At 64.4% G+C, this 22,155-nt stretch carries 21 protein-coding genes; 6 read left to right on the forward strand and 15 right to left on the reverse strand.

The window, feature by feature from the left end:
- Positions 1-90 precede the first annotated feature (90 nt).
- Positions 91-588, forward strand: a complete 498-nt coding sequence (gene coaD / locus E1B25_RS05345) for a pantetheine-phosphate adenylyltransferase (protein WP_132827644.1) — start codon at positions 91-93, stop codon at positions 586-588.
- A gap of 58 nt (positions 589-646) precedes the next feature.
- Here the strand turns inward: coaD and E1B25_RS22095 are convergent, their stop codons facing one another.
- A complete protein-coding gene (locus E1B25_RS22095; protein WP_165937552.1) occupies positions 647-790 on the reverse strand; it encodes a hypothetical protein in 144 nt (47 codons plus the stop codon).
- Positions 791-873: 83 nt separating this feature from the next.
- Positions 874-1,875, reverse strand: a complete 1,002-nt coding sequence (gap, locus tag E1B25_RS05350; RefSeq protein ID WP_132827646.1) for a type I glyceraldehyde-3-phosphate dehydrogenase — start codon at positions 1,873-1,875, stop codon at positions 874-876.
- Between the two features lie 193 nt (positions 1,876-2,068).
- Between gap and E1B25_RS05355 the strand changes: the two genes are divergently transcribed.
- The gene (locus E1B25_RS05355; RefSeq protein WP_132827647.1) at positions 2,069-3,043 is read left to right on the forward strand and encodes a DUF808 domain-containing protein; all 975 of its coding nucleotides are present in this window, start codon (positions 2,069-2,071) and stop codon (positions 3,041-3,043) included.
- 127 nt (positions 3,044-3,170) lie between these two features.
- On the opposite strand, the gene gltA is transcribed toward E1B25_RS05355, so the two are convergent.
- The gene (gene gltA, locus E1B25_RS05360; protein WP_132827648.1) at positions 3,171-4,466 is read right to left on the reverse strand and encodes a citrate synthase; all 1,296 of its coding nucleotides are present in this window, start codon (positions 4,464-4,466) and stop codon (positions 3,171-3,173) included.
- A 108-nt stretch (positions 4,467-4,574) separates the two neighbouring features.
- Positions 4,575-5,990, reverse strand: coding sequence for a glutamate--tRNA ligase (gene gltX / locus E1B25_RS05365; protein ID WP_132827649.1), 1,416 nt, complete (start codon positions 5,988-5,990; stop codon positions 4,575-4,577).
- Positions 5,991-6,071: 81 nt separating this feature from the next.
- Here gltX and E1B25_RS05370 point away from each other — a divergent pair, with 81 nt between their 5' ends.
- Entirely contained in the window at positions 6,072-8,108 is a 2,037-nt protein-coding gene (locus E1B25_RS05370) for a ComEC/Rec2 family competence protein (RefSeq protein WP_132827650.1), read from the forward strand.
- Between the two features lie 21 nt (positions 8,109-8,129).
- Here the strand turns inward: E1B25_RS05370 and lexA are convergent, their stop codons facing one another.
- The 6 genes from lexA to E1B25_RS05400 all read right to left on the reverse strand — a co-directional run bounded on the left by lexA (position 8,130) and on the right by E1B25_RS05400 (position 12,979).
- Complete coding sequence (gene lexA, locus E1B25_RS05375) at positions 8,130-8,828, reverse strand: transcriptional repressor LexA (protein ID WP_132827651.1); 699 nt, start codon at positions 8,826-8,828, stop codon at positions 8,130-8,132.
- Positions 8,829-8,907: 79 nt separating this feature from the next.
- Positions 8,908-10,083, reverse strand: coding sequence for a molybdopterin molybdotransferase MoeA (locus E1B25_RS05380; RefSeq protein WP_132827740.1), 1,176 nt, complete (start codon positions 10,081-10,083; stop codon positions 8,908-8,910).
- An 8-nt stretch (positions 10,084-10,091) separates the two neighbouring features.
- Entirely contained in the window at positions 10,092-10,568 is a 477-nt protein-coding gene (gene moaC / locus E1B25_RS05385; protein WP_132827653.1) for a cyclic pyranopterin monophosphate synthase MoaC, read from the reverse strand.
- A gap of 1 nt (position 10,569) precedes the next feature.
- Positions 10,570-11,385, reverse strand: coding sequence for an indole-3-glycerol phosphate synthase TrpC (gene trpC, locus E1B25_RS05390; protein WP_132827654.1), 816 nt, complete (start codon positions 11,383-11,385; stop codon positions 10,570-10,572).
- Positions 11,382-12,401: an anthranilate phosphoribosyltransferase gene (gene trpD / locus E1B25_RS05395; protein ID WP_132827656.1), complete on the reverse strand. Its 1,020-nt coding sequence runs from the start codon at positions 12,399-12,401 to the stop codon at positions 11,382-11,384. Before trpD ends, trpC begins: the two co-directional genes overlap by 4 nt.
- Positions 12,398-12,979 (reverse strand): anthranilate synthase component II, encoded by a 582-nt coding sequence (locus tag E1B25_RS05400; protein ID WP_132827657.1) that lies wholly within the window; start codon positions 12,977-12,979, stop codon positions 12,398-12,400. Before E1B25_RS05400 ends, trpD begins: the two co-directional genes overlap by 4 nt.
- 173 nt (positions 12,980-13,152) lie before the next feature.
- Between E1B25_RS05400 and E1B25_RS05405 the strand changes: the two genes are divergently transcribed.
- Positions 13,153-14,631 carry a divergent polysaccharide deacteylase family protein gene (locus E1B25_RS05405; RefSeq protein WP_132827658.1) on the forward strand — a complete coding sequence of 493 codons (1,479 nt, stop codon included), beginning with the start codon at positions 13,153-13,155 and terminating at the stop codon, positions 14,629-14,631.
- A 45-nt stretch (positions 14,632-14,676) separates the two neighbouring features.
- Here the strand turns inward: E1B25_RS05405 and E1B25_RS05410 are convergent, their stop codons facing one another.
- From E1B25_RS05410 to E1B25_RS05430, 5 genes are all read right to left on the reverse strand, one after another.
- Positions 14,677-16,155, reverse strand: a complete 1,479-nt coding sequence (locus tag E1B25_RS05410) for an inorganic phosphate transporter (protein WP_132827660.1) — start codon at positions 16,153-16,155, stop codon at positions 14,677-14,679.
- Positions 16,156-16,248: 93 nt separating this feature from the next.
- Positions 16,249-16,728, reverse strand: coding sequence for an NUDIX hydrolase (locus tag E1B25_RS05415; RefSeq protein ID WP_165937553.1), 480 nt, complete (start codon positions 16,726-16,728; stop codon positions 16,249-16,251).
- A 105-nt stretch (positions 16,729-16,833) separates the two neighbouring features.
- The gene (locus tag E1B25_RS05420) at positions 16,834-17,631 is read right to left on the reverse strand and encodes a glycoside hydrolase family 25 protein (protein WP_132827661.1); all 798 of its coding nucleotides are present in this window, start codon (positions 17,629-17,631) and stop codon (positions 16,834-16,836) included.
- A 113-nt stretch (positions 17,632-17,744) separates the two neighbouring features.
- Positions 17,745-18,524 carry an exodeoxyribonuclease III gene (gene xth, locus E1B25_RS05425; protein WP_132827662.1) on the reverse strand — a complete coding sequence of 260 codons (780 nt, stop codon included), beginning with the start codon at positions 18,522-18,524 and terminating at the stop codon, positions 17,745-17,747.
- A 172-nt stretch (positions 18,525-18,696) separates the two neighbouring features.
- A complete protein-coding gene (locus E1B25_RS05430; RefSeq protein ID WP_132827664.1) occupies positions 18,697-19,020 on the reverse strand; it encodes a HesB/IscA family protein in 324 nt (107 codons plus the stop codon).
- A gap of 78 nt (positions 19,021-19,098) precedes the next feature.
- Here E1B25_RS05430 and E1B25_RS05435 point away from each other — a divergent pair, with 78 nt between their 5' ends.
- Positions 19,099-20,259 (forward strand): deoxyguanosinetriphosphate triphosphohydrolase, encoded by a 1,161-nt coding sequence (locus E1B25_RS05435; RefSeq protein WP_132827665.1) that lies wholly within the window; start codon positions 19,099-19,101, stop codon positions 20,257-20,259.
- 70 nt (positions 20,260-20,329) lie between these two features.
- Positions 20,330-22,075, forward strand: coding sequence for an arginine--tRNA ligase (argS, locus tag E1B25_RS05440; protein WP_132827667.1), 1,746 nt, complete (start codon positions 20,330-20,332; stop codon positions 22,073-22,075).
- Positions 22,076-22,155 lie beyond the last annotated feature (80 nt).

The raw sequence follows: 22,155 nt of genomic DNA on the forward strand, positions 1-22,155 counted from the left end.
AATTTTGTTGCGGAGAGGCCCGCGCGCCCTTGCAAATCGTTCCCCTGTCGTGTTGCTTGCGATGGCAGAGCAAACAGGCAGGAGGACGCCATGCGCGTAGCGCTCTATCCGGGAACATTCGACCCGATCACTTTGGGCCATATCGACATCATCAGCCGGGCGTCGATCATGGTCGACAAGCTGGTGATCGGTGTCGCGATCAACCGTGACAAGGGGCCGCTGTTCTCCCTTGAAGAGCGGGTCGCGATGATCGAGGCGGAATGCACCAAATTGAGCGAGCAGACCGGCACCGTGATCGTCGTGCATCCGTTCGAAAATCTGCTGATCGATTGCGCCCATGATGTCGGCGCACAGATTATCGTGCGTGGCCTGCGCGCGGTTGCGGATTTCGAGTATGAATTCCAGATGGTCGGCATGAACCGCGCGCTCGACGCCAGTGTCGAGACCGTGTTCCTGATGGCCGACGCACGGCGTCAGGCGATCGCCAGCAAGTTGGTCAAGGAAATCGCGCGGCTTGGCGGGGATGTGTCAAAGTTCGTTACCCCGCTGGTGAACGAGGCACTCAAGGATCGGCTGGGGACGCATTAGCGTTCTCCGACGAACTGCACCCGACGAACGGCAGGCGGGGGCGCCAGTGGTGCCCGCCTTAGCGCCAGAACGCGAGCCATTCGATGAAGTCGAACATTTTCTGTCCCAGAAAGACCAGATGCTCGCTCCCGTTCAGGACAACGTCCAGCGTAAGGGCGGAGAGGATCACCAGGCCCAGGACAAGGGCGATTCTGTCGGTCATGGGCCATCCTGAAAATACAAGAGCACCCGATCAGGTATGCCCGACCGGGTGCTTTGAAACAAGGGTGGGATAGACTTGCGAGTTTAGCCCAGTTTGCCCATCGCCACGGCCACATCGGCCATGCGCACCGAGAAACCCCATTCGTTGTCGTACCAGCTGAGCACGCGCACCAGTCGGCCCTCGACGACGCGGGTCTGGTCCGGGGCGAAGATCGAGCTTTCCGGGCTGTGGTTGAAATCGGTCGAGACCAGCGGTGCCGGCTCATAGGCCAGAATGCCCCGCATCGCCCCGTTGGCGGCCGTTTCCATCAGCGCGTTGATCTCTTCCGCCGTGACCTCGCGGCTGGCGCGAAAGGTCAGGTCCACGGCCGAGACATTGGGGGTGGGCACGCGGATGGCCGAGCCGTCCAAGCGGCCCTTGAGGTTCGGCAGAACCTCGCCCAAGGCCTTGGCGGCGCCGGTCGAGGTCGGGATCATCGACATCGCGGCGGCGCGGGCGCGGTACAGATCCTTGTGCCGACGGTCCAGCGTCGGCTGATCGCCGGTGTAGGAATGGATCGTGGTCATGATCCCGCTTTCGATCCCCACGCCCTCGTCCAGAACCTTGGCCAGCGGCGCAAGACAGTTGGTGGTGCAGGACCCGTTTGAAATCATCTTGTCGTCTGCGGTCAGCGTGTTGTCGTTGACGCCAAAGACGATGGTCTTGTCCACGTTCTTGCCGGGGGCCGAGAGCAGCACTTTTTTCGCGCCGCGTTCCAGATGGGCCTTGGCCTTTTCGCCGTCATTGAACTTGCCGGTGCATTCCAGCACGACGTCGCAGCCGTCCCAGTCCAACTCGTTCATGTCATAGGTCGAAAACATCTGCATCGGCCCACGGCCCAGATCCATGGTGCCGTCGCCAAGCGTAACCGGGCCGGAAAAGCGGCCATGCACGCTGTCGTATTTGATCAGATGCGCCGCGGTTTCCAGAGGGCCGGTGGCGTTCACCTTGATCACTTCGATATCGTCTCGGCCCGAGGCCGCAATATGCGACAGGGTGCAACGGCCGATACGGCCAAACCCGTTGATCCCGACTTTGATGGTCATGACAATCTCCGTAGAATGGTTCGCCGGTGATATAGCTGGCGCAGGACCTGCCCAAAAGGGAAAAAGCGTCGAACCCAGAGCCTGTTAGCGCAAAACCGACAGGCTTTCGCCCCGGTGGCGCTAACGCTTGCGGTCAGGGTGGGATAAGTTAGGCTCTGTTGATGCGTGACAGACTGGAAATGGGAACGGTGGGATGAGCGGGCTTCTGGCATTGCTGGACGATGTGGCGGGGCTGGCCAAGGTGGCGGCGGCCTCGGTTGATGATGTGGCGGCCTATGCCGGCAAGGCCGGGGCCAAGGCGGCGGGCGCGGTCATTGATGACGCGGCGGTGACCCCGAAATATGTCCATGGTTTCGAGGCCAGCCGCGAGTTGCCGATCATCTGGCGCATTACCAAGGGATCGTTGCGCAACAAGCTTCTGTTCCTGTTGCCCGCCGCGCTGTTGCTGTCGGCCTTTGCGCCTTGGCTGATTGCGCCGCTTCTGATGTTGGGCGGCGCCTATCTGAGCTTTGAGGGGGCGGAGAAGATCGCCCATGCGATCCGTCCCCATGCCGCCCATCCGCAGGACGCACCGGAGGAGCCGCAGGACCCCGCGCATCTGGAAGAACAAAAGGCCTCGGGCGCGATCAAGACTGATTTCATTCTGTCCGCCGAGATCATGACCATCGCGCTTTCGGAAATCCCGAAAAGCGGGGTGGTGATCGAGGCGGCGACGCTGGCGATCGTGGCGGTTGGTATTACTGTGGTGGTCTATGGCGCGGTGGCGCTGATCGTAAAGGCCGACGATGTCGGGCTGCACATGGCCGGGACGGGGCGGCTGGGCCTGACCCGCGCCGTCGGTCGTGGGCTGGTGCGGGGGATGCCCGGATTCCTGGCGCTGCTGACTGCGGTAGGAACGGCGGCGATGCTTTGGGTTGGCGGCTCGATTATCATTCACGGGTTGGGCGTGTTGGGCTGGCATGCGCCCGAAGACGCGATTCACCATGTCGCGGTGGCCGTTGCCCAACCGCTGCCGGCACAGATCACGGCGGCGGCCGAATGGATCGTGACGGCGGCGCTTGATGGTGTTCTCGCGGTGTTGCTCGGGTTGATCCTGCTGGGGCTGGGAACGCGGATCGTTGCGCCGCTTTGGCGCGCGGTAAGCGGCAAAGGCAAGGCGGCGCATTAAACGCCTCACCTGCGTGCGGCGGCGGCACAGACCAGCTGCGCTGGCGTTCCTCTTTCCCGAGATCCCCAAACGCAAAACGCCCCGCGATATCTCGCGGGGCGTTTTGTATTCAGGATCTTGGCCGCGATCAGCGGTTTTCGATATCCATGTAATCGCGGCGCGCACTGCCAAGGTACAATTGGCGCGGGCGACCGATCTTGTGCTGCGGATCGGCCAGTTGTTCTTTCCACTGGCTGACCCAGCCCACGGTGCGCGACAGCGCAAAGATCGGTGTGAACATCGAGGTCGGAAAGCCCATCGCTTCGAGGATGATGCCGGAATAGAAATCCACGTTCGGGAACAGCTTCTTGTCCGCGAAATAGGGATCTTCCAACGCCTGCTTTTCAAGTTCCTTGGCGACTTGCAGGACCGGGTTGTCTTCGATCCCCAGCAGATCCAGAACCTCGTCGGCGGATTGTTTCATCACGGTCGCGCGCGGGTCAAAGTTCTTGTAGACCCGGTGGCCAAAGCCCATCAGACGGAACGGATCGTTCTTGTCCTTGGCGCGGGCGATGAATTCCGGGATGCGGTCCGGGGTGCCGATTTCCTTCAGCATTTCCAGGCAGGCCTGGTTGGCGCCGCCATGGGCCGGACCCCAGAGACAGGCGATACCAGCCGCGATACAGGCAAACGGGTTGGCCCCCGAAGACGATGCCAGACGCACGGTCGAGGTCGACGCGTTCTGTTCGTGGTCCGCGTGTAGGGTAAAGATGCGGTCCATCGCGCGACTCAGGATCGGGTTCACCTCGTATTCCTCGGCAGGCACGGCAAAGCACATGCGCAGGAAGTTCGAGGCATAGTCCAGATCGTTGCGCGGATACACAAACGGCTGGCCGGTGTGATACTTGAACGCCCAGGCCGCGATGGTCGGCATTTTGGCAATCAAGCGGATCGAGGCGACTTCACGCTGCCAGGGATCCTGAATGTCGGTCGAGTCGTGATAAAAGGCCGACATCGCCCCCACAACACCCACCATGATGGCCATCGGGTGCGCATCGCGGCGGAAGCCCCGGAAGAAATACTGCATCTGTTCGTGCAGCATGGTGTGGCGGATGATGCGGGTTTCGAAATCTTCCAGTTCGACCGCCGTGGGCAGTTCGCCATAAAGCAGCAGATAGCACACTTCGAGATAGTGCGATTTCTCGGCCAGTTGGTCGATCGGATAGCCACGATGCAGCAGCTCGCCCTTGTCGCCATCGATAAAGGTGATGGTGCTGTCGCAGCTCGCGGTCGAGGTATACCCCGGATCATAGGTGAACACGCCGCCTTCGGCGTAAAGTTTGCGCACGTCCAGCACGTCGGGACCCACCGTCGGCGACAGGATCGGCAGCTCGACGGTCTTGCCATCCATATGTAGCGTGGCGGTCTTGTTCTTATCGGTCATTTTAGTCCCTTCTTCTCATCTGGCACGGAACGCGAAAGCGTCTTACTCCGCGCGGGCAGACCGGGCATCGGGCACCGGTCCTGTATCTTTCGCCGCGGTCATGTCCGGTCAGTTCGACCCGACGCGCCCGGCAGCATCCCTGAGGCGGGCCAGGGTTTCGTCCTGGCCAAGCACAAGCATCATGTCGAACACCGAAGGGGTCACTGCGCGCCCGGCAAGAGCGGCTCTGAGCGGGCCGGCCAACTTGCCGAACTTGGTGCCCCGGTCTTCGGCGAAAGCGCCCAGAGTCGCCTCCAGATCGTTTCGCGTCCAGCTAGCATTTTGCAACTGCGGCGTCAATTCAGACAGCATACCGTCGGATACCGTTGCCAGCGCCTTGGCGGCCTTTTCATCCGGCTCGACAGGACGGCTTGCCAGCGCAAAATGCGCCTTTTCAATCAGTTCCGGGAAGGTTTTCGCCCGATCCTTGAGGCAGAACATGGCCCGCTCCAGCGCGTCACCCTGCGTTGAGGTCAAGGCTGGCTTGCCTGCAGCGGCAAGATAGGCCTCCAGCTCCTGCCGCAATGCGGCGTCATCGCTAACGGCAATATGCTGGCCACAAAGGCTTTCCAGCTTTTTCAGGTCGAACCGGGCCGGGCTTTTGCCGATTCCGCTCAGATCGAACCACTCTTTTGCCTGTGCGTCGGTAAAGAATTCGTTATCGCCGTGGCTCCAGCCCAGCCGGGCTAGGTAATTGCGCATTCCAGCGGCGGGATAGCCCATCGCCTGATACTCCTGCGCCCCCAGCGCACCGTGGCGTTTCGACAGTTTCTTGCCGTCCGGCCCGTGGATCAGCGGGATATGCGCCCAGACCGGCACCGGCCAGCCCATGGCGTCATAGATCATCATCTGCCGTGCAGCATTGTTCAGGTGATCGTCGCCCCGGATTACATGGGTGACCCCCATATCATGGTCATCGACCACCACCGCCAGCATATAGACCGGCGTACCGTCGCCGCGCAGCAGCACCATGTCGTCCAGTTGGTCATTGCGAATCGTCACATCGCCCTGCACCTGATCCCGGATCACCGTGGTGCCCTGCTGCGGTGCCTTGATGCGGATGACGCTGGGCAAATCCGGGTGTGTGGCGGGATCGGCATCGCGCCAAGGGCTGCGAAACTGTGTGCTCTTGCCCTCGGCGCGGGCAGACTCTCGGAACGCAGCAATCTCGTCCTGTGTCGAAAAGCACTTATAGGCCTTGCCTTCGGCCAGAAGCTGGCGGGCCACCTCGGCGTGTCGATCGGCGCGGGTGAACTGGCTGATCGGGTCTCCGTCCCAGTCGAGCCCCATCCAGCTCAGCCCCTGCAAAATGGCCTGCGTCGCCTCGGGGGTCGAGCGTTCGCGGTCGGTATCCTCGATCCGCAGCAGGAACTTGCCGCCGCGCCCACGCGCGTAAAGCCAGTTGAACAGCGCGGTGCGCGCGCCGCCGATATGCAGAAAACCGGTGGGCGAGGGGGCGAAACGGGTGACGACCTGATCGGACATAAGGGCGCTTTACCTTTTGGTAACCATGAGGGGAATAACGTTTTGTGGCCTGAATAGCGGGCCGGACGGCGGGGGGCAAGCATGGGCGTTGCGGGCAAGGTTGCAGCCGCGCTTGATGCGGTGCTGGATCGCCAGCGCGGGCATTTGTTTCCTTGGGCTCCGGTGTTTCTCGGGCTGGGGATCGGGATCTATTTCTTTTTACCGACAGAGCCGGACGGCAGGTTTTATCTGATACCGGGGCTGATCGGGGCGGCCGGGGCGGTCTGGGCGCTGTTGCGCCCGGGCGGGGTGGCGGCGCTGGGAGTGGCGGCGGCGTTGCTCGCAACCGGCTTGGCGCTGGCTTCGGCGCGGGCGCATCTGGTCGCGGCCCCGGTCCTGAGTTTCCGCTACTACGGGCCGGTCGAAGGCCGTGTCGTGGCGCTTGATCGTTCCGCCTCGGATGCGCTGCGGCTGACGCTGGATCGCGTCCGGCTGGAGGGGGCGGTATCGACCCAGGTGCCGGCACGGCTGCGGATCGCGCTGCATGGCACGGCGTCGGGGCAGGGGGGGTGGCCCGGCGCGCGGATCATGACCACCGCCCATCTTGCCCCGCCACAGGGGCCGGCAGAGCCCGGCGGCTTTGATTTTCGCCGTCACGCCTGGTTTCAGCGCTTGGGGGCGGTGGGCTATACCCGCGCGCCCGTGCTCGTCGCGGCCCCGCCGGGGCGCGATCTGGGCCTGTTCCGCCTGCGCATGGCGGTCGCGGCGCGGATGCGGGCGGTTTTGCCCGGGGATATCGGCGGCTTTGCTGCGGCGGTGACAACCGGCGATCGCAGCGGCGTCGGGCAAAAAACGCTGGAGGCGCTGCGTGCCAGCAATCTGGCGCATCTGCTGGCGATCTCGGGGCTGCATATGGGGCTGTTGGCCGGGTTCGTCTTTGCCGCGATCCGATTGGGGCTGGCCGCAATCCCGGTGCTGGCGCTGCGGTTGCCCGCGCGCAAGATCGCCGCCGGGGCCGCGATTCTGGCTGCTGCGGGCTATCTTGCGCTGTCGGGCGGCAACGTGGCTACAGAACGTGCCTTTGTCATGACCGCCGTCATGCTGGGCGCGGTGATGGTGGATCGGCGCGCCTTTTCGCTGCGGGCGGTGGCGCTGGCGGCGTTGATTGTCTTGCTGATGCGGCCGGAATCGCTGCTGGGGCCGGGGTTCCAGATGTCCTTTGCGGCCACCACGGCGCTGATCGCGGTGTTTGGGGCCTTGCGCGATTGGCAGCTGGCGCTGGGGCCGCGATGGCTGTCCCCGGTGGTCGGGGTGGGGCTGTCGTCGCTGGTGGCGGGGCTGGCCACCGCGCCGGTGGCGGCGGCGCATTTCAATGCGCTGGCACATTACGGGCTGGTGGCCAACCTGCCGACGGTGCCGGTGATGGGGCTGGTGGTGATCCCGGCGGCGGTGCTGGCCGCCACCCTCGCCCCATTTGGTCTTGAGGCACTTCCGCTGGAGGCGATGGGGCTCGGGTTGCGCTGGATTCTCATGGTGGCCAATTGGGCCGCGCAGCTGCCGGGCGCGCGCGGCTACGTGACCAGCCCCGGCCCGCTGGTGCTGCCGCTTTTCGTGCTGGGGATCCTGTTCGTGATCCTCTGGCAGGGATGGGCGCGGCTTGTCGGGCTGATCCCGGCAGCGGCGGCGGTGCTGATCTGGACCGGGGCCGAACGTCCAGCGGTGCTGATTGCCGACAGTGGCACACTGGTCGGCGTGATGACACCGCAGGGCCGGGCCTTGAGCAAGTCGCGCGGGGCGGGCTTTGTCGCCGGGATCTGGTTGGAAAACGATGGTGACGGCGCCGATCAACCCGAAGCGGCGGCGCGTTGGCCGGGGGGGGCTGGGCGGTTGCGCGTGATCAAGGCCGGGGCACGCCGTATCATCCATGTGACCGGCAAACGCGCGCTGCCGGAGCTGAGCGATTGCACCGCACAGGATGTGGTCGTCGCCCCGCTGCCGGTGCCGCTGGACGGGCCCTGTCTGGTGCTTGATCCGTCATATCTGGGCAAGACCGGCGCGGTGGCCTTTGACAGCGACGGCGGGGTGCGAGCGACGCGAACCCCGGACCGTTGGCGGCTCTGGTCAGGGCCAGTTCAATAGGGCCAATTCAATAGGTTTGGGTCAATAGGTCCGGATCAACCCGACCAGACGGCCCTGTATCGCGACCTTGTCTTCGGGAAGGATGCGGGTTTCATAGGCCGGGTTGGCGGCCTCCAAAGCGATGGATTTGCCCTTGCGGAAAAACCGTTTCAAGGTCGCCTCGTGATCCTCGATCAAGGCCACCACGATATCACCGCTATCGGCGGCCTGGGTTTCGCGGATGATGACGATATCGCCGTCATTGATCCCCGCCTCGATCATCGAGTCGCCCCGGACCTCAAGCGCGTAATGCTCGCCCTGACCCGACAGCATGGAGGCCGGAACCGCGACATTGTGCGAGATATGGCTGATCGCCTCGATCGGGACACCGGCGGCGATGCGGCCCATCATCGGCAGTTCGATCGAATAATGTTCGACCCCATCGGCATTGGCCGGGCGCGGGGCGCTGGGGCGGTCTCCCTCGATCACGCGGGGAGAAAACCCGGTGCTCGACTCTCCGCCCAGGCTTTCAGGCAGTTTGACGATTTCGATGGCGCGGGCGCGATGGGCCAACCGCCGGATAAAGCCCCGCTCCTCGAGCGCGGTGATTAGGCGATGAATGCCGGATTTGGAGCGCAGGTCCAGCGCCACCTTCATTTCGTCGAAACTGGGCGGAACCCCGTCATGCTGTACGCGGTCGTGGATAAACGTTAGCAAATCCAATTGTTTCCGGGTCAGCATCGTGTTCACCTCGCAGCCATGCGTTTTGTTTTGTTCTACGCATGTTCACGTTTTGTGTCAAGGGCGGCAGAGCGGGTGATCAGATCGAAAGATAGTCCACAACCTCGCCCGCGGCACGGGCCGGGTCGTCAGCGGGGCGTCGGACCAGCGCCGTGGCGGCGGACAGAACCGAGAGCAGCGAACTGTCTTGGTTGCCCTCTACCGTGATCCGGCCATCTGCACCGATCCGCGCGCGCATGTAGTGTTCGCGCGGGCCGTTGGCGCCGATATCCGCGGCCAGCGCGGCTTGGTTGAGCCTTGGGGCGGGCGCCCCCAGCCCGAGCATCGCGCGCAGCATCGGCACCACAAAGACCCGACCGCAGACCATGGCCGAGACCGGATTGCCGGGAAGCCCCAGCATGGCGGCCCCGTTCAGCCGCCCCGCCATCAGCGGTTTGCCGGGGCGCATCCGCACCTTGTAGAACGCACGCTCCATCCCCAGCGTTTCCGCCACGCCCGCCACTAGATCGTGATCGCCGACCGAGGCGCCGCCAATGGTGATCACCAGATCGGCGCCCTTGGCGAGGTCAAAGGCCGTGATGAGCGAGGCCGCGCTGTCACGCGCGATGGGCAGGATCCGGGCCTCGGCGCCGGCCTCTTCCAGCATCGCCTTGAGACCAAAGGTATTAGAGGCGATGATCTGGTCCGGGCCGGGCTGTTCGCCGGGCATCACCAATTCATCCCCGGTGGAGATCAGCGCGACGACGGGTTTGCGCACCACGGGCACCCGGTCGATATTCATCGACGCCAGCAGGGCAATATCGGCGGGGCGCAACCGGCGCGGGGCCTGTACCGTGTCGCCAGCGCGGAAATCCACGCCGAGCGGGCGCACGTTGTCGTTTTTCCCCGGTGCGTTGGCGATGGTGATCAGATCGCCGCTTCGGCTGACATCCTCTTGAATGACAACGAAATCAGCCCCTTCGGGCAGGGGCGCACCGGTAAAGATGCGCACCGCTTGCCCCGGGCCGACCCGGCCCTCGAACCGATGCCCGGCGGCGGCCTCGCCGATCAGCTTGAACATCGCGTGTTGCTCGACCTCGGCAGAGTTCACCGCATAGCCATCCATCGACGAGGCGGCAAAGGGCGGCTGGTCGCGGCGCGCTCTCACGTCGCGGGCCAGAATGCGGCCCGCGGCCGCGATCAGTGGAACCTCTTCTGCCGGCAACGGGGCGGCAAGCTTGAACAGAAGCGCGCGGGCCTCGTCCACCGTGATCATTGCACCGATCATTGTGCCTCGTACCGCCCTGATTTTCCACCATCTTTCAGTGTCACACGGATGCCGCCGATCTGCATCGCCTTGTCCACGGCCTTGGCCATGTCATAGACGGTCAGCGCGGCGATGCTGACGGCGCTCAGCGCCTCCATCTCGACCCCGGTGCGCCCGGTGGTCTTGACCGTAGCGGTAATCCGCAGACCGGGCAGCGCGCTGTCTGGCGTCAGTTCGACCGCGACCTTGCTGACCGGCAGCGGATGGCACAGGGGGATCAGGTCCGGGGTCTTTTTGGCCCCCATGATCCCGGCAAGCTGGGCAACCCCCATCACATCGCCCTTTTTGGCGCGGCCTTCGGTAATCATGTCAAAGGTTGCGCGGGCCATCTTGACGTAGCCTTCGGCGGTGGCGACACGGGCGGTCTCGGGCTTGTCCGAGACGTCGACCATATGCGCGTTGCCAGCGGCGTCGAAATGGGTCAGCTCGGCCATTTCACATCCCTCCGGGGGCGGTCAGCGGGTTGGCCAGCAGGTGCCGGGTTGCATCCGCGACATCGTCCTGACGCATCAGACTTTCGCCGATCAGGAAACAGCGCGCGCCATAGCGCGCCATCTCGGCGAGATCCTCGGCACTGTTCAGACCGCTCTCGCAGACGATGGTGCGGTCCACCGGCACCAGTTTCGAAAGCCGACGGGTGGTGTCCAGCGTGGTCTCGAAGGTCTTGAGGTTGCGGTTATTGATCCCGATCAGCGGGCTTTTCAGCAGGGCCGCACGTTCCAGTTCATCTTCGTCATGCACCTCGATCAGGACGCTCATACCCCAGTCAACGGCGGTCTGTTCCAACTCGGCGGCCTGGCTGTCTTCGACCGAGGCCATGACGATCAGGATACAGTCAGCCCCCAGCGCGCGGGCTTCGGTCACCTGATAGGGATCATACATGAAATCCTTGCGCAGGACCGGCAGGTCGCAGGCAGCGCGTGCCGCGATCAGATACTCTTTCGCGCCTTGGAAACTGGGGGTGTCGGTCAGCACCGACAGGCAGGTCGCGCCACCCTCGGCATAGGCTTGGGCCAGTGCGGGCGGGTCAAAGTCGGGGCGGATCAACCCCTTGGAGGGGCTGGCCTTTTTGATTTCGGCGATCAATCCGTATCCGCCGCGGCTGGCCATTTGCAGCGCCTCGGTAAAGGGGCGCACCGGGCCGGCGGCATGCGCCTCGGCCTCGATCTCGGCCAGCGGTTTCGCGGCCTTGTCCGCCACGATTTCCTCAAGCTTGTACGCCTTGATGCGGTCCAGAACGGTCTCGGTCATGCGCGCTCCTGTGTGATCTTTGCCAGCGCCGTGACGCAGGCCTTGGCCTTGCCGCTGTCGATGCTTTCCGCCGCCATCGCCACCCCTTCGCGCAGGTCGGAGGCGGCATCGGCAATCGTCAGCGCCGCCGCAGCGTTCAGCAGCACGGCGTCGCGATAGGCCGAGGGCGCACCGTCAAGCAGCGCGCGCAGGGCGGCGCCGTTCTCTGCCGGTGTGCCGCCCAGAATATCCTCGAAGGGATGCACGGGGAGACCGGCATCCTCCGGGTGCAACTCGGCCTCCTTGACGGTGCCATCTTCCAGCGCCGCGACCCAGCTGACCCCGGTGATGGTCAGCTCGTCGGTGCCGTCAGAGCCATGCACCAACCATGCGCGCTCTGACCCCAGCCGACCCAGCGTTTCGGCCATGGGCCGGATCAGGTCGCGGGAAAAGGTGCCGGTCAACTGCCGTTTCACCCCTGCCGGGTTGGTCAGCGGCCCAAGGATGTTGAACATGGTCCGCGTGCCCAGTTCCGTGCGTGCCGGTCCCACATGGGCCATCGCCGGGTGGTGCATCGGCGCCATCATGAAGCCGATCCCGACCTCGCGCAGGGCGCGTTCCACCACCTCGGGGCCGACCATCGTGTTGATCCCCATCTGCCCCAGCGCATCGGCAGAGCCAGATTTCGATGACAGGTTGCGGTTGCCGTGCTTGGCCACCGGCACACCGGCACCGGCCACCACAAAGGCGGCGGCGGTCGAAATGTTCAGCGTGCCCTTGCCGTCGCCACCGGTGCCGACGATGTCCATCGCCCCCTCGGGGGCAATCACGGCATGGCATTTGGCCCGCATCACGGCGGCGGCGGCGGTGTATTCATCCACCGTTTCACCCCGGGTGCGCATCGCCATCAGCAGCCCGCCGATCTGGGCTGGTGTCGCCTCGCCGTCGAACAGGATGGTAAAGGCGGTCTCGGCCTCCTGCGGGGTGAGGGGACGTTCGGCGCTGGCGCCGATCAGGGGTTTCAGCGCGTCGCTCATGCGGGAACCTTCATGTCGTTCAGGAAATTCTTCAGCAGGGCATGGCCATGCTCCGAGGCGATGGACTCGGGGTGGAACTGCACCCCGTGGATCGGCAACTCGCGGTGTTGCAGCCCCATGATGGTGCCGTCCTCCAGCCAAGCGGTCACCTTGAGACTGTCGGGCAGGCTGTCGCGATCAACCACCAGCGAATGATAGCGGGTCGCCTTGAACGGCGACGGCAGGCCGGCAAACACGCCTTCGCCATCGTGATGGATCACGCCCATCTTGCCGTGTACAATCTCTTTCGCGCGCACCACTGTGCCGCCAAAGGCCTGACCGATGGTCTGATGCCCAAGACAGACGCCCAGCAGCGGAATGCGCTGTTCTGCCGCCGCCGCCGTCAGCGCAAGGCAGATGCCCGCCCGATCCGGATCGCAGGGGCCGGGCGAGAGCAGGATGCCAGAGGGCCGCATCGCGATCGCCTCCTGCACGCTCAGCGCATCATTGCGTCGGGTCACCACATCGGCGCCCAAAGCGCCCAGATAGTGCACAAGGTTATAGGTGAAGGAGTCGTAATTATCGATCAAAAGCAGCATGGCGCCCGGGATACATTGGGGGCTGGTGGCGCGAGGCCCGCCAGCATTATAGTGATTGGACCCTACATGTTCAGGGATGGTCGGCAGCGTCAAGGGCCAGAGGGCGGGACATCGTGCTGCTGCGGGCCGTCCTTTGGGCGCGCGGGCGAATAAATGAGAGAGGCGAGGCGGGAATGCGCGGATTTCTTTGGGGGCTGATATTGGGCGCGGCGCTGGTTGTGTCGGTGACGGCGGGGCTGTCGCTGTTGGTGCCGATGTCGCGGCCTGACGTGGCGAGCGAGTCACCGGACGCGGCGGCGGGCGGCGTGGATCACGGGGGCGAGACGGGCGTGACCCAGCCCGGGTCCGACGCTGATCTGGTCGAGGCCGCGCCACTGGCCCCCAGAACGGCAGGGGCCGGATCGGACTCGCTGGCATCGATGGACACGGCGGATACAGACCCGGCGGAGAAGCCAAGCGTCGGCGCTGCGACCGGTGCGTTGGAGGGGCCGGACGAGATCCCCGGCGCACCGACCCTGTCCACCACGCAGGAGGCCACCGCGATGCCGCAGGCTCCGGTCAGTGCCCCCGATACGCCCAGCAAAGAGCGCGGAGTGCCCGCGGTCTCCGATCCCTCGCAGCCCTCTCTGCCGGCGCTGCCCGATGCTGGCTCCGGCTTTGGCACGGCCCCGCTTGCGGATGAGGCGGCGCCAGAAGTGGTGTCGCACACGGACCCGGACCTGCAGGCCGTGCCGCCGTCAGTGCCCGGCGCAGATCCCATGAGCGAGGCCGCCCCCAAGAGCGAGGACGCACCTGATGTCGCCCCCGAATCCCCATCGCCAGTCATACCAGCCCCGCGTATCGCAGCTCTGCCGCAGGCCGGCGATGGGGAGGAGGCCGCGCCGCAAAGCCCGGCCATCGGCACGCCGGTGGCGCCACTGACCGAGCGCGACGATGCCCCGGAGGCAACCCCGGATGCGGGCCGCACCGAACCGCCGGCGATTGAACGGTTTGCGGTGCCTTTCGAGAACCCCGAGGGGCAGCCTTTGATGTCCATCCTGTTGATGGATGGGAAGGATTCGATCGGGGCCGAGGCCTTGGCGGATTTCCCCTATCCGTTGACCTTTGCGGTCGATCCTGCCGCGCCCGACGCGGCGGAGAAGATGGCGCGCCATCGCGCCGCCGGGTTCGAGGTGGTCTTGCTGGCCGATCTTCCGGCGGCGGCGCTGGCACAGGATGCCGAGGTCGCGCTGTCGGTCTGGCGCGCTGCAGTCCCCGAGGCGGTCGCGATTCTGGAAGGCACCGGCAGCGGCATTCAGGGCAGCCGGGCGCTGTCGGATCAGGTGACCTTGATTGCGCAGGATGCCGGCCTTGGCCTGATCATGCAGGCAAATGGGCTGAATACGGCGCAGAAACTGGCGGTTCGCGCCGGCGTTCCCTCGGCGGTGGTGTTTCGCGACTTTGACGGGGCCGGGCAGTCGGCGACGGTGATGCGCCGGTTCCTGGATCAGGCGGCGTTCCGGGCCGGGCTGGACGGGGCGGTGATCATGCTGGGTCGGGTGAAGCCCGATACGATCAGCGCGCTGCTGCTCTGGGGCTTGCAGGACCGGGCGCAGCGGGTGGCGCTGGCTCCGGTCTCCGCCGTCTTGATGCACGAACCGGGGGCAGAGTAACCCCCGCGCGTTGACCGCGAGGGGGTCCGTGGCAGGGCAACCGCCTTAGACGAACATCGCGTTCAGGGCGACAAAGACCAGCGCGGACAGCAGCGCGGCGGCGGGCACGGTGATGACCCAGGCCGCCGCGATGGTCAGGAAATGCGACCGGCGCACCAGTTTGCGGCGGCGGCGTTCCTCGGTCGCGATCTTGCTGCCGTTGGACGGCGCGTTTCTGGGGCGGTGCTTTTCATTGTGCCATTCGCGGAAGAAGCCGACGCCGAACACGGCCCCCACGGCGATATGGGTCGAAGACACCGGCAGCCCCAGCCAGCTTGCCACGATCACCGTGATCGCCGCCGAGAGCGCGACGCAAAAGGCGCGCATCGGGTTCAGTTTGGTGATTTGGCTGCCGACCATGCGGATCAGCTTGGGCCCGAACAGCACCAGCCCGAATGAAATTCCCAAAGCCCCGACAATCATCACCCAGGTGGGGATCGCCACCTTGCCGGCGAATTCGCCAAACTCGACCGAGTGCACGATGGCGGCGAGCGGTCCCACCGCATTGGCCACGTCATTGGCCCCATGGGCAAAGGACAGCAGCGCCGCCGAGATCACCAGCGGCAGCGAAAACAAGATCTTGAGCGACTTGTTGCGGTTTTCCATCCCGCGCGACTGGCGGCGCACGACAGGGACGGCGATGGCATAAAACAGCACGCCGACCAGCGCCCCGATCAGCAACGCGGTGCCAAGATCGATGGTGATCACGCGTTTCAGCCCTTTGACCGAAAGATAGGCGGAAAAGGCGCCGGCCATGATCCCGACCAGCACCGGCACCCAGCGGCGCGCGGCGGCGATCTTGTCGTCCTGATAGATGATCCGGGCCTTGATGAAGGCGAGGAACCCGGCCGCGATCACCCCGCCCAGAACCGGCGAAATCACCCAGCTTGCCGCGATTGCGCCCATGCTGGACCAGTTGATCGCGCTGAAACCGGCGGCGGCGATGCCCGCGCCCATGACCCCGCCCACGACCGAGTGGGTGGTCGAGACCGGCGCGCCGATCCATGTGGCAAGGTTCACCCAAAGCGCAGAAGACGTCAGCGCCGCCATCATCGCCCAGATAAAGATGCGGGTGTCGCTCATGCTGGTGGGGTCGATGATGCCCTTGGAAATCGTCGAGACCACATCGCCGCCGGCCAGCAGCGCACCGGCGCTTTCAAAAAGTGCGGCGATCACGATGGCCCCCGCCAGCGTCAAGGCGTTGGCGCCCACGGCAGGGCCCATGTTGTTGGCGACGTCATTGGCGCCGATATTGATCGCCATATAGGCGCCCAGCACGGCCGCCGCGACGATGATCGCCGAGGAGCTGCTACCACTGCCGGTGAAAAGGGCCGCGATCAGCCCGACAATGACGATAAAGGCCAGCGCCACGCCCAGCCCCACCATCGGGCGCGAGACATAGAGCGTGGCCAGTTCAAGCTGTCCGATCCGGCCCAGATCCTTGTCGAGGGTTTTCCACTGTCGGGGGGAAGAATTCTGCGACATTCACGCCTTTCGGTGCGGCGCGGTCCGGGCTGGCACACGCCTGTCATCTATCCGTTGCAATCCGTTTGGCGATAGGCTGGATTGTCCGTCAGTTCAAGCGCGGGCTGTCATCTTGTCCGCGAACAGGCGCAAAACATCAGGCACGCCGGGGTCGTCGGTCCGCGCGCAGGCCTCGGGGATCGACAGCCAGACCCGCTCGCGGCGGTCGGCCTCGGGGTAATCGGTACGCATTTCACTGACGTCGACGGGATAGACCCAGACGGTGCAATCGCGTTCCAGCCCGCTGTCGTATTTCTTGACCGTATGGTAGCTGGTCAGCGGGGTGCGCCAAGGCTCTCCCTTGCGCACGCCAGCCTCTTCCCACGCCTCTTGCAGCGCGGTTTCCCAGCTGTCCAACCCGGTGATCGGCCAGCCCTTGGGCAGGATCCAGCGGCCCCGCGACGAGGTGATCAGCAGCACTTCCAATTCGCCGTCCTTGCCGTGACGGTAGCACAACGCGCCGAGTTGGACCGCCTTGGGGCGGCTCAGCATGAGTTTTACGCTCTCCAGCCACGGGATCTTGCGAGGGTCCATCGGGGTTTGCCTTGCTGCTCTAACGTGCTGCTTAAAATGGTACACTTTTTCACCACTTTACGGCAAATCGTCAAGATCGGCAAATAATATCCCTGAATTACAGGTTTAACCGGGCCAGGCCGCCCAAGTCTCGGGCGGGCCGACAAAAGCGTTGATGTCCACCGGACCGTCGATGCCGGGCACCACGCCGGTTCCGGTATATTGCCAAAAGGTCCAGCGCGCACCGGGATAGGTGTCGCGCGGGTGGCCGGCGACCGAGCGCAGCCAGAACCGGGTGCCGGTTAGTCTGCCAATGCCGGTGTCGCGGTAGAAGTCGGGCGTGGTGTAGATGATTGGGCGCTGCCCGTAATGGCGCTCGAGAATATCAAGAAAACGGCGCGCCTCGGCCCGGACCTTGGCCCCGTCAGGGCGTTTGGTGCAGGTGCGAGAGCGGTGGTTCCATTCCATGTCCAGCACATGGGGCAGGGCCGAGGAATCGCGCGGCACGTGGCGGATGAACCAGCGCGCCTGCTCTGCCGCCGGGCGGCAGAAATAGAAGTAGTGATAGGCACCACGGCGAACCCCGGCGCGCTGCGCGCCGCGCCAGTGCTCGGCGAACATCTGGTCGGAATGATCGCCGCCCTCAGTCGCCTTGATATAGGCAAAGGCTACGCCACCGCGTCGGACCTTGCGCCAGTCGATCGCCCCCTGATAGCGCGAGACGTCGATCCCGTGCACCGGATAGCGATGCGGCGGCACGCCCTGCCAGTCATGCGGGTCAAGATCCTCGAACCGGGGGGCGGCAAGGAACGACATATGCGGCACATCTGCCGCCGCTGCCGTCGTGGGGGCAACCGGGGCGGACCGTTGGGCGCAGGCTGTCAGCAACAGCAATACCGAAAAACGCAGGATCGCCCGAACCATGTCACACCCTTTTACAACCACCATCAGCAGCCATTAACGCGGGAAGGACGACGTATGGCAATGGGGGTGGGGATCGGACGGCGGAAAGGCGCGGAGGCGATCAAAGGGGGTGGTCAGAGATCGAGGTCGACCCAGACCGGCACATGGTCGGACGGCTTGTCATAGCCCCGGATTTCCTTGTCGATGCCCAGATCGCGCATCAGATCGGCGGCCTGCGGGGTCAGCAGGATATGATCGATGCGGATGCCGTTGTTGCGCCGCCACGCCCCGGCCTGATAATCCCAAAAGGTATAGTGGCCCGGTCCCGGCAACCGGGTGCTGACCGCCTCGGTAAAGCCCAGGTTGACGATACGTTGAAAGGCGGCGCGGGTGTCGGGGCGGAACAGCGCGTCTTCGGTCCAGTCCTCGGGGCTAGCGGCGTCTTGCGGTTGCGGGATGACGTTGTAATCGCCCGCCATCATCGCCGGTTCCTCGGCGGCAAGCAGGTCCACGGCGCGGGCCTGCAGCCGTTCCATCCAGGCGAGCTTGTAGTCGAATTTCGGTCCCGGTGCCGGGTTGCCGTTGGGCAGGTACAGCCCGCACAGGCGGATCGCGGTCTTGCCCACGACGGTGGCTTCGATCCAGCGCGCCTGTTCGTCCTCATCGTCGCCGGGCAGGCCGCGCGTCACGTCTTCCAATGGCAGTTTCGACAGGATCGCCACGCCGTTAAAGCCTTTTTGCCCGTGGGTCGCGACGTTGTAGCCACGCTCTTCGAACAGCTCGCGCGGGAAGTTTTCATCGACCGATTTGATCTCTTGCAGCATCGCCACATCGGGCTGGGCGCTGTCGAGCCAGTCGGCCAACGCCCCGACGCGCGCCTTGATCCCGTTGATGTTGAAGGTGGCGATCTTCATGGCAGGCCTCTCGAAGCGATGCGTTTCGATCTATCTCTTATCGCGTTCGCTTGGGTAAGTCATGGGGCAGGGTGCGGCAAAGACCTGTCTTCAGGTCGCGTTCCAGAAATGCAGAATTACCCTTTGATTTCGCATGGTTAATTTCGGATCGACGCGCTTCATGACGCCCGGATCACATGGAAAACGAGGTGCCGCAGCCACAGGACGAGGTGGCGTTGGGGTTCTCGATCACGAAACGGGCGCCGATCAGCTCTTCGGTAAAGTCGATGGTGGCATTTGCCAGAAACGGCAGCGACACGGAATCAACCACGACCTTCTGTCCTTTGCTTTCCAGCACCAGATCATCCTCGGCCGCCTCATCAAGCACGATCTCGTACTGGAAGCCAGAGCAGCCGCCACCCTCGACGGCAACGCGCAAGGCCTTGCCTTGATCGGCGGCACCGATCTCTGCCAGGCGGGCAAAGGCGCGCTCGGTCACTTTGGGGGGCAGGTTCATGGATCACTCCGGCGTTTGAATTCTTCTGTTATTCCAATATAGAGGCCGCGAGCACAGGCACAAGAACAAGGACAGCAGATGCGCGCGCCCTATGCCTCGGATCCGGAGCGCAGCCGTGGGCGGCTGGTGCCGGAAGAGGAAAGCAGTTTTCGCTCCTGTTTCCAACGGGATCGGGACCGGATCATCCATGCCAGCGCGTTTCGGCGCCTCAAGCACAAGACACAGGTCTTTGTCGAACATGAGGGCGACAATTACCGCACCCGGCTGACCCATTCGATCGAAGTGGCGCAGGTGGCGCGTACCATCGCCGGTGCGCTGGATCTGAATCAGGAGCTGACCGAGGCGGTGGCGCTGGCCCATGATCTGGGTCACACGCCGTTCGGTCATACCGGCGAGGATGCGCTGCATGCGCTGATGGCCCCCTATGGCGGGTTCGATCACAATGCGCAGGCGATCCGCATCGTCACCGTGCTGGAGCGCCACTATGCCGAGTTCGATGGCTTGAACCTGACGTGGGAAACGCTTGAGGCGATTGCAAAACATAATGGCCCGGTGCTGGGCGATTTGCCTTGGGCGCTGGCCGAATGCAATCGGGCGATTGATCTGGAACTGCACACCCATGCCAGTGCCGAGGCGCAGGTGGCCGCGCTGGCCGACGACATTGCCTATAACAACCACGACCTGCACGACGGGCTGCGCGCCGGGCTGTTCACCGACGAAGATATCGTCGCGCTGCCGATCGTCGGGGCCGCCTATGCGGAGGTCGATGCCAAATACCCCGGGCTTGATCGCAATCGGCGCCGCCACGAGGCGTTGCGCCGGGTGTTCGGGGTCATGGTCTCAGATGTGATCGACACCGCGCGCGCCAATTTGGCGGCAAGCGGCGCACGCTCGGTCGAGGATATCCGCCTGCTGGGGCGCCCGGTGATCTGTTTCTCGCCGCCGCTGTGGACGGACCTGAAAGCGATCCGCGCCTTTCTGTTCCGGCGCATGTATCGCGCCCCCAGCGTGATGAAGATCCGCACCGAGATGGCGGTGGTGGTGGAAGAGCTGTTCGCGCTGTTCCTGTCCGACCCCGGCCTGTTGCCGGCGCGCTGGCATCCCGATCTGGCCCGCGCGGCCAAGGCAGAGGATGGCGAAACGGCGGTGGCGCGGATCGTGTCGGACTATATCGCCGGGATGACCGACCGCTTCGCGCTGCTGGAACATGCACGTCTGTTGGGCGGGAAGCACGGCTGATCCCCCTGTACGGCGGTTGACCGCCCCGCCGGGAGTGGTAAACCGCGCCAAAGCCCAAAAGGATGCCCCGATGAACCTGTTTGCCGATATACGCGCGCTTGTCGTGACCAACCTGACCGAAATGATGCAGGCTGGCGTTCTGCCCGCCGGGCTGGTGCTGGACAATGTCACGGTCGAGCCGCCGCGCGACCCGGCCCATGGCGACATGGCGACCAACGCGGCGATGGTGCTGGCCAAACCGGCAAAGATGAAGCCGCGCGACATCGCCGAGGCGCTGGCGGCGCGTCTGATCGAGGATCCGCGCATCGCCACGGCCGAGGTGGCAGGCCCCGGTTTCCTGAACCTTCGGTTGGCGGGCGACGTCTGGCGCGGGGTGATTGGTGCCGTTCTGCAACAGGGCGAGGACTATGGCCGCTCCGACTTGGGGCAGGGGCGCAAGATCAACGTCGAATACGTCTCGGCCAACCCCACCGGACCGCTGCACGTGGGCCATACCCGGGGCGCGGTGTTCGGCGATGCGCTGGCCAGCCTGCTGGCCTATTCCGGCCATGAGGTGACGCGCGAATATTATATCAACGACGGCGGCGCGCAGGTCGATGTGCTCGCCCGCTCGGTCTATCTGCGTTATCTCGAAGCGCTGGGGGAGGCCGTGGAGTTTCCCGACGGCACCTATCCCGGTGAATATCTGATCGAGGTCGGCGAGACGCTGGCGAAAGAGATCGGGGATCGCTATGTCGGCCAACCTGAATCGGTCTGGCTGCAAGAGCTGCGCGAATATTCCACCGACAAGATGTTGGTGCTGATCCGCGACGATCTGGCCTCGCTTGGCGTCAAGATGGATGTGTTCTTCTCGGAAAAATCGCTGTACGGCACCGGCCGGATCGAGGATGCGATTCAGCATCTGTGCGACAAGGGGCTGATCTATCGCGGTGTGTTGGAACCGCCCAAGGGCAAGCTGCCCGAGGATTGGGAACCGCGCGAACAGACCCTGTTCAAATCGACCGATCACGGCGACGATGTCGACCGCCCGATCAAGAAATCGGACGGCAGCTGGACCTATTTCGCGCCCGATATCGCCTATCACTATGACAAGGTGCTGCGCGGGTTCGACGAGCTGATCGATGTGTTCGGGGCCGATCACGGTGGCTATGTCAAACGCATGAAGGCGGCGGTTTCGGCCCTGTCCGAAGGGCGGGTGCCGCTGGACATCAAGCTGACGCAGCTGGTCAAGCTGTGGAAGAATGGCGAGCCCTTCAAGATGTCGAAACGGGCGGGGAATTTCGTCACCCTGCGCGACGTGGTCGAACAGGTGGGGCCGGATGTGACCCGCTTCGTGATGCTGACGCGCAAGAATGACGCGCCGCTGGATTTCGATTTCGACAAGGTGCTGGAGCAAAGCCGGGAAAATCCGGTCTTTTACGTCCAATATGCCCATGCCCGTGTGATGAGCGTACTGCGCAAAGCCGCGGCCGCGGGCATTGCCGCCGATGATGCCACCCTCGGGGCCGCGGACCTGTCGTCTGTTGGCCATGAGGCCGAGCTGACGGTCGCCAGAAAGCTGGCCGAATGGCCGCGTCTGGTGGAAATCGCCGCCCGTTCGCATGAGCCGCATCGCATCGCCTTTTACCTCTATGAACTGTCTGGCGACTTCCACGCCTTGTGGAACCGGGGCAACGAGTTGCACGAGCTGCGCTTCCTGCAAGAGGGCGACACGGCCACAAGTCAGGCAAAAATGGCCATGGCGCGGGCTGTATCCGTTGTTATTTCTGCCGGTCTCGGTATTCTTGGGGTAACGCCGGTGCAGGAGATGCGGTGACAAAACCGCACGAACCGCTGGCCCGAGGCAGATAGCAAGAGACCCCGGCGCGTGGGAATTGACCCGCGCCAAAGGGGCAG

The sequence above is a fragment of the Antarcticimicrobium sediminis genome, from assembly GCF_004348975.1.
Taxonomy (GTDB): domain Bacteria; phylum Pseudomonadota; class Alphaproteobacteria; order Rhodobacterales; family Rhodobacteraceae; genus Antarcticimicrobium; species Antarcticimicrobium sediminis.

Excerpts from the sequence above, each read along its gene's own strand:
- coaD (WP_132827644.1), top strand. The coding sequence starts at position 91 with ATGCGCGTAGCGCTCTATCCGGGAACATTCGACCCGATCACTTTGGGC.
- E1B25_RS22095 (WP_165937552.1), bottom strand. The coding sequence starts at position 790 with ATGACCGACAGAATCGCCCTTGTCCTGGGCCTGGTGATCCTCTCCGCC.
- gap (WP_132827646.1), bottom strand. The coding sequence starts at position 1,875 with ATGACCATCAAAGTCGGGATCAACGGGTTTGGCCGTATCGGCCGTTGC.
- E1B25_RS05355 (WP_132827647.1), top strand. The coding sequence starts at position 2,069 with ATGAGCGGGCTTCTGGCATTGCTGGACGATGTGGCGGGGCTGGCCAAG.
- gltA (WP_132827648.1), bottom strand. The coding sequence starts at position 4,466 with ATGACCGATAAGAACAAGACCGCCACGCTACATATGGATGGCAAGACC.
- gltX (WP_132827649.1), bottom strand. The coding sequence starts at position 5,990 with ATGTCCGATCAGGTCGTCACCCGTTTCGCCCCCTCGCCCACCGGTTTT.
- E1B25_RS05370 (WP_132827650.1), top strand. The coding sequence starts at position 6,072 with ATGGGCGTTGCGGGCAAGGTTGCAGCCGCGCTTGATGCGGTGCTGGAT.
- lexA (WP_132827651.1), bottom strand. The coding sequence starts at position 8,828 with ATGCTGACCCGGAAACAATTGGATTTGCTAACGTTTATCCACGACCGC.
- E1B25_RS05380 (WP_132827740.1), bottom strand. The coding sequence starts at position 10,083 with ATGATCACGGTGGACGAGGCCCGCGCGCTTCTGTTCAAGCTTGCCGCC.
- moaC (WP_132827653.1), bottom strand. The coding sequence starts at position 10,568 with ATGGCCGAGCTGACCCATTTCGACGCCGCTGGCAACGCGCATATGGTC.
- trpC (WP_132827654.1), bottom strand. The coding sequence starts at position 11,385 with ATGACCGAGACCGTTCTGGACCGCATCAAGGCGTACAAGCTTGAGGAA.
- trpD (WP_132827656.1), bottom strand. The coding sequence starts at position 12,401 with ATGAGCGACGCGCTGAAACCCCTGATCGGCGCCAGCGCCGAACGTCCC.
- E1B25_RS05400 (WP_132827657.1), bottom strand. The coding sequence starts at position 12,979 with ATGCTGCTTTTGATCGATAATTACGACTCCTTCACCTATAACCTTGTG.
- E1B25_RS05405 (WP_132827658.1), top strand. The coding sequence starts at position 13,153 with ATGCGCGGATTTCTTTGGGGGCTGATATTGGGCGCGGCGCTGGTTGTG.
- E1B25_RS05410 (WP_132827660.1), bottom strand. The coding sequence starts at position 16,155 with ATGTCGCAGAATTCTTCCCCCCGACAGTGGAAAACCCTCGACAAGGAT.
- E1B25_RS05415 (WP_165937553.1), bottom strand. The coding sequence starts at position 16,728 with ATGGACCCTCGCAAGATCCCGTGGCTGGAGAGCGTAAAACTCATGCTG.
- E1B25_RS05420 (WP_132827661.1), bottom strand. The coding sequence starts at position 17,631 with ATGGTTCGGGCGATCCTGCGTTTTTCGGTATTGCTGTTGCTGACAGCC.
- xth (WP_132827662.1), bottom strand. The coding sequence starts at position 18,524 with ATGAAGATCGCCACCTTCAACATCAACGGGATCAAGGCGCGCGTCGGG.
- E1B25_RS05430 (WP_132827664.1), bottom strand. The coding sequence starts at position 19,020 with ATGAACCTGCCCCCCAAAGTGACCGAGCGCGCCTTTGCCCGCCTGGCA.
- E1B25_RS05435 (WP_132827665.1), top strand. The coding sequence starts at position 19,099 with ATGCGCGCGCCCTATGCCTCGGATCCGGAGCGCAGCCGTGGGCGGCTG.
- argS (WP_132827667.1), top strand. The coding sequence starts at position 20,330 with ATGAACCTGTTTGCCGATATACGCGCGCTTGTCGTGACCAACCTGACC.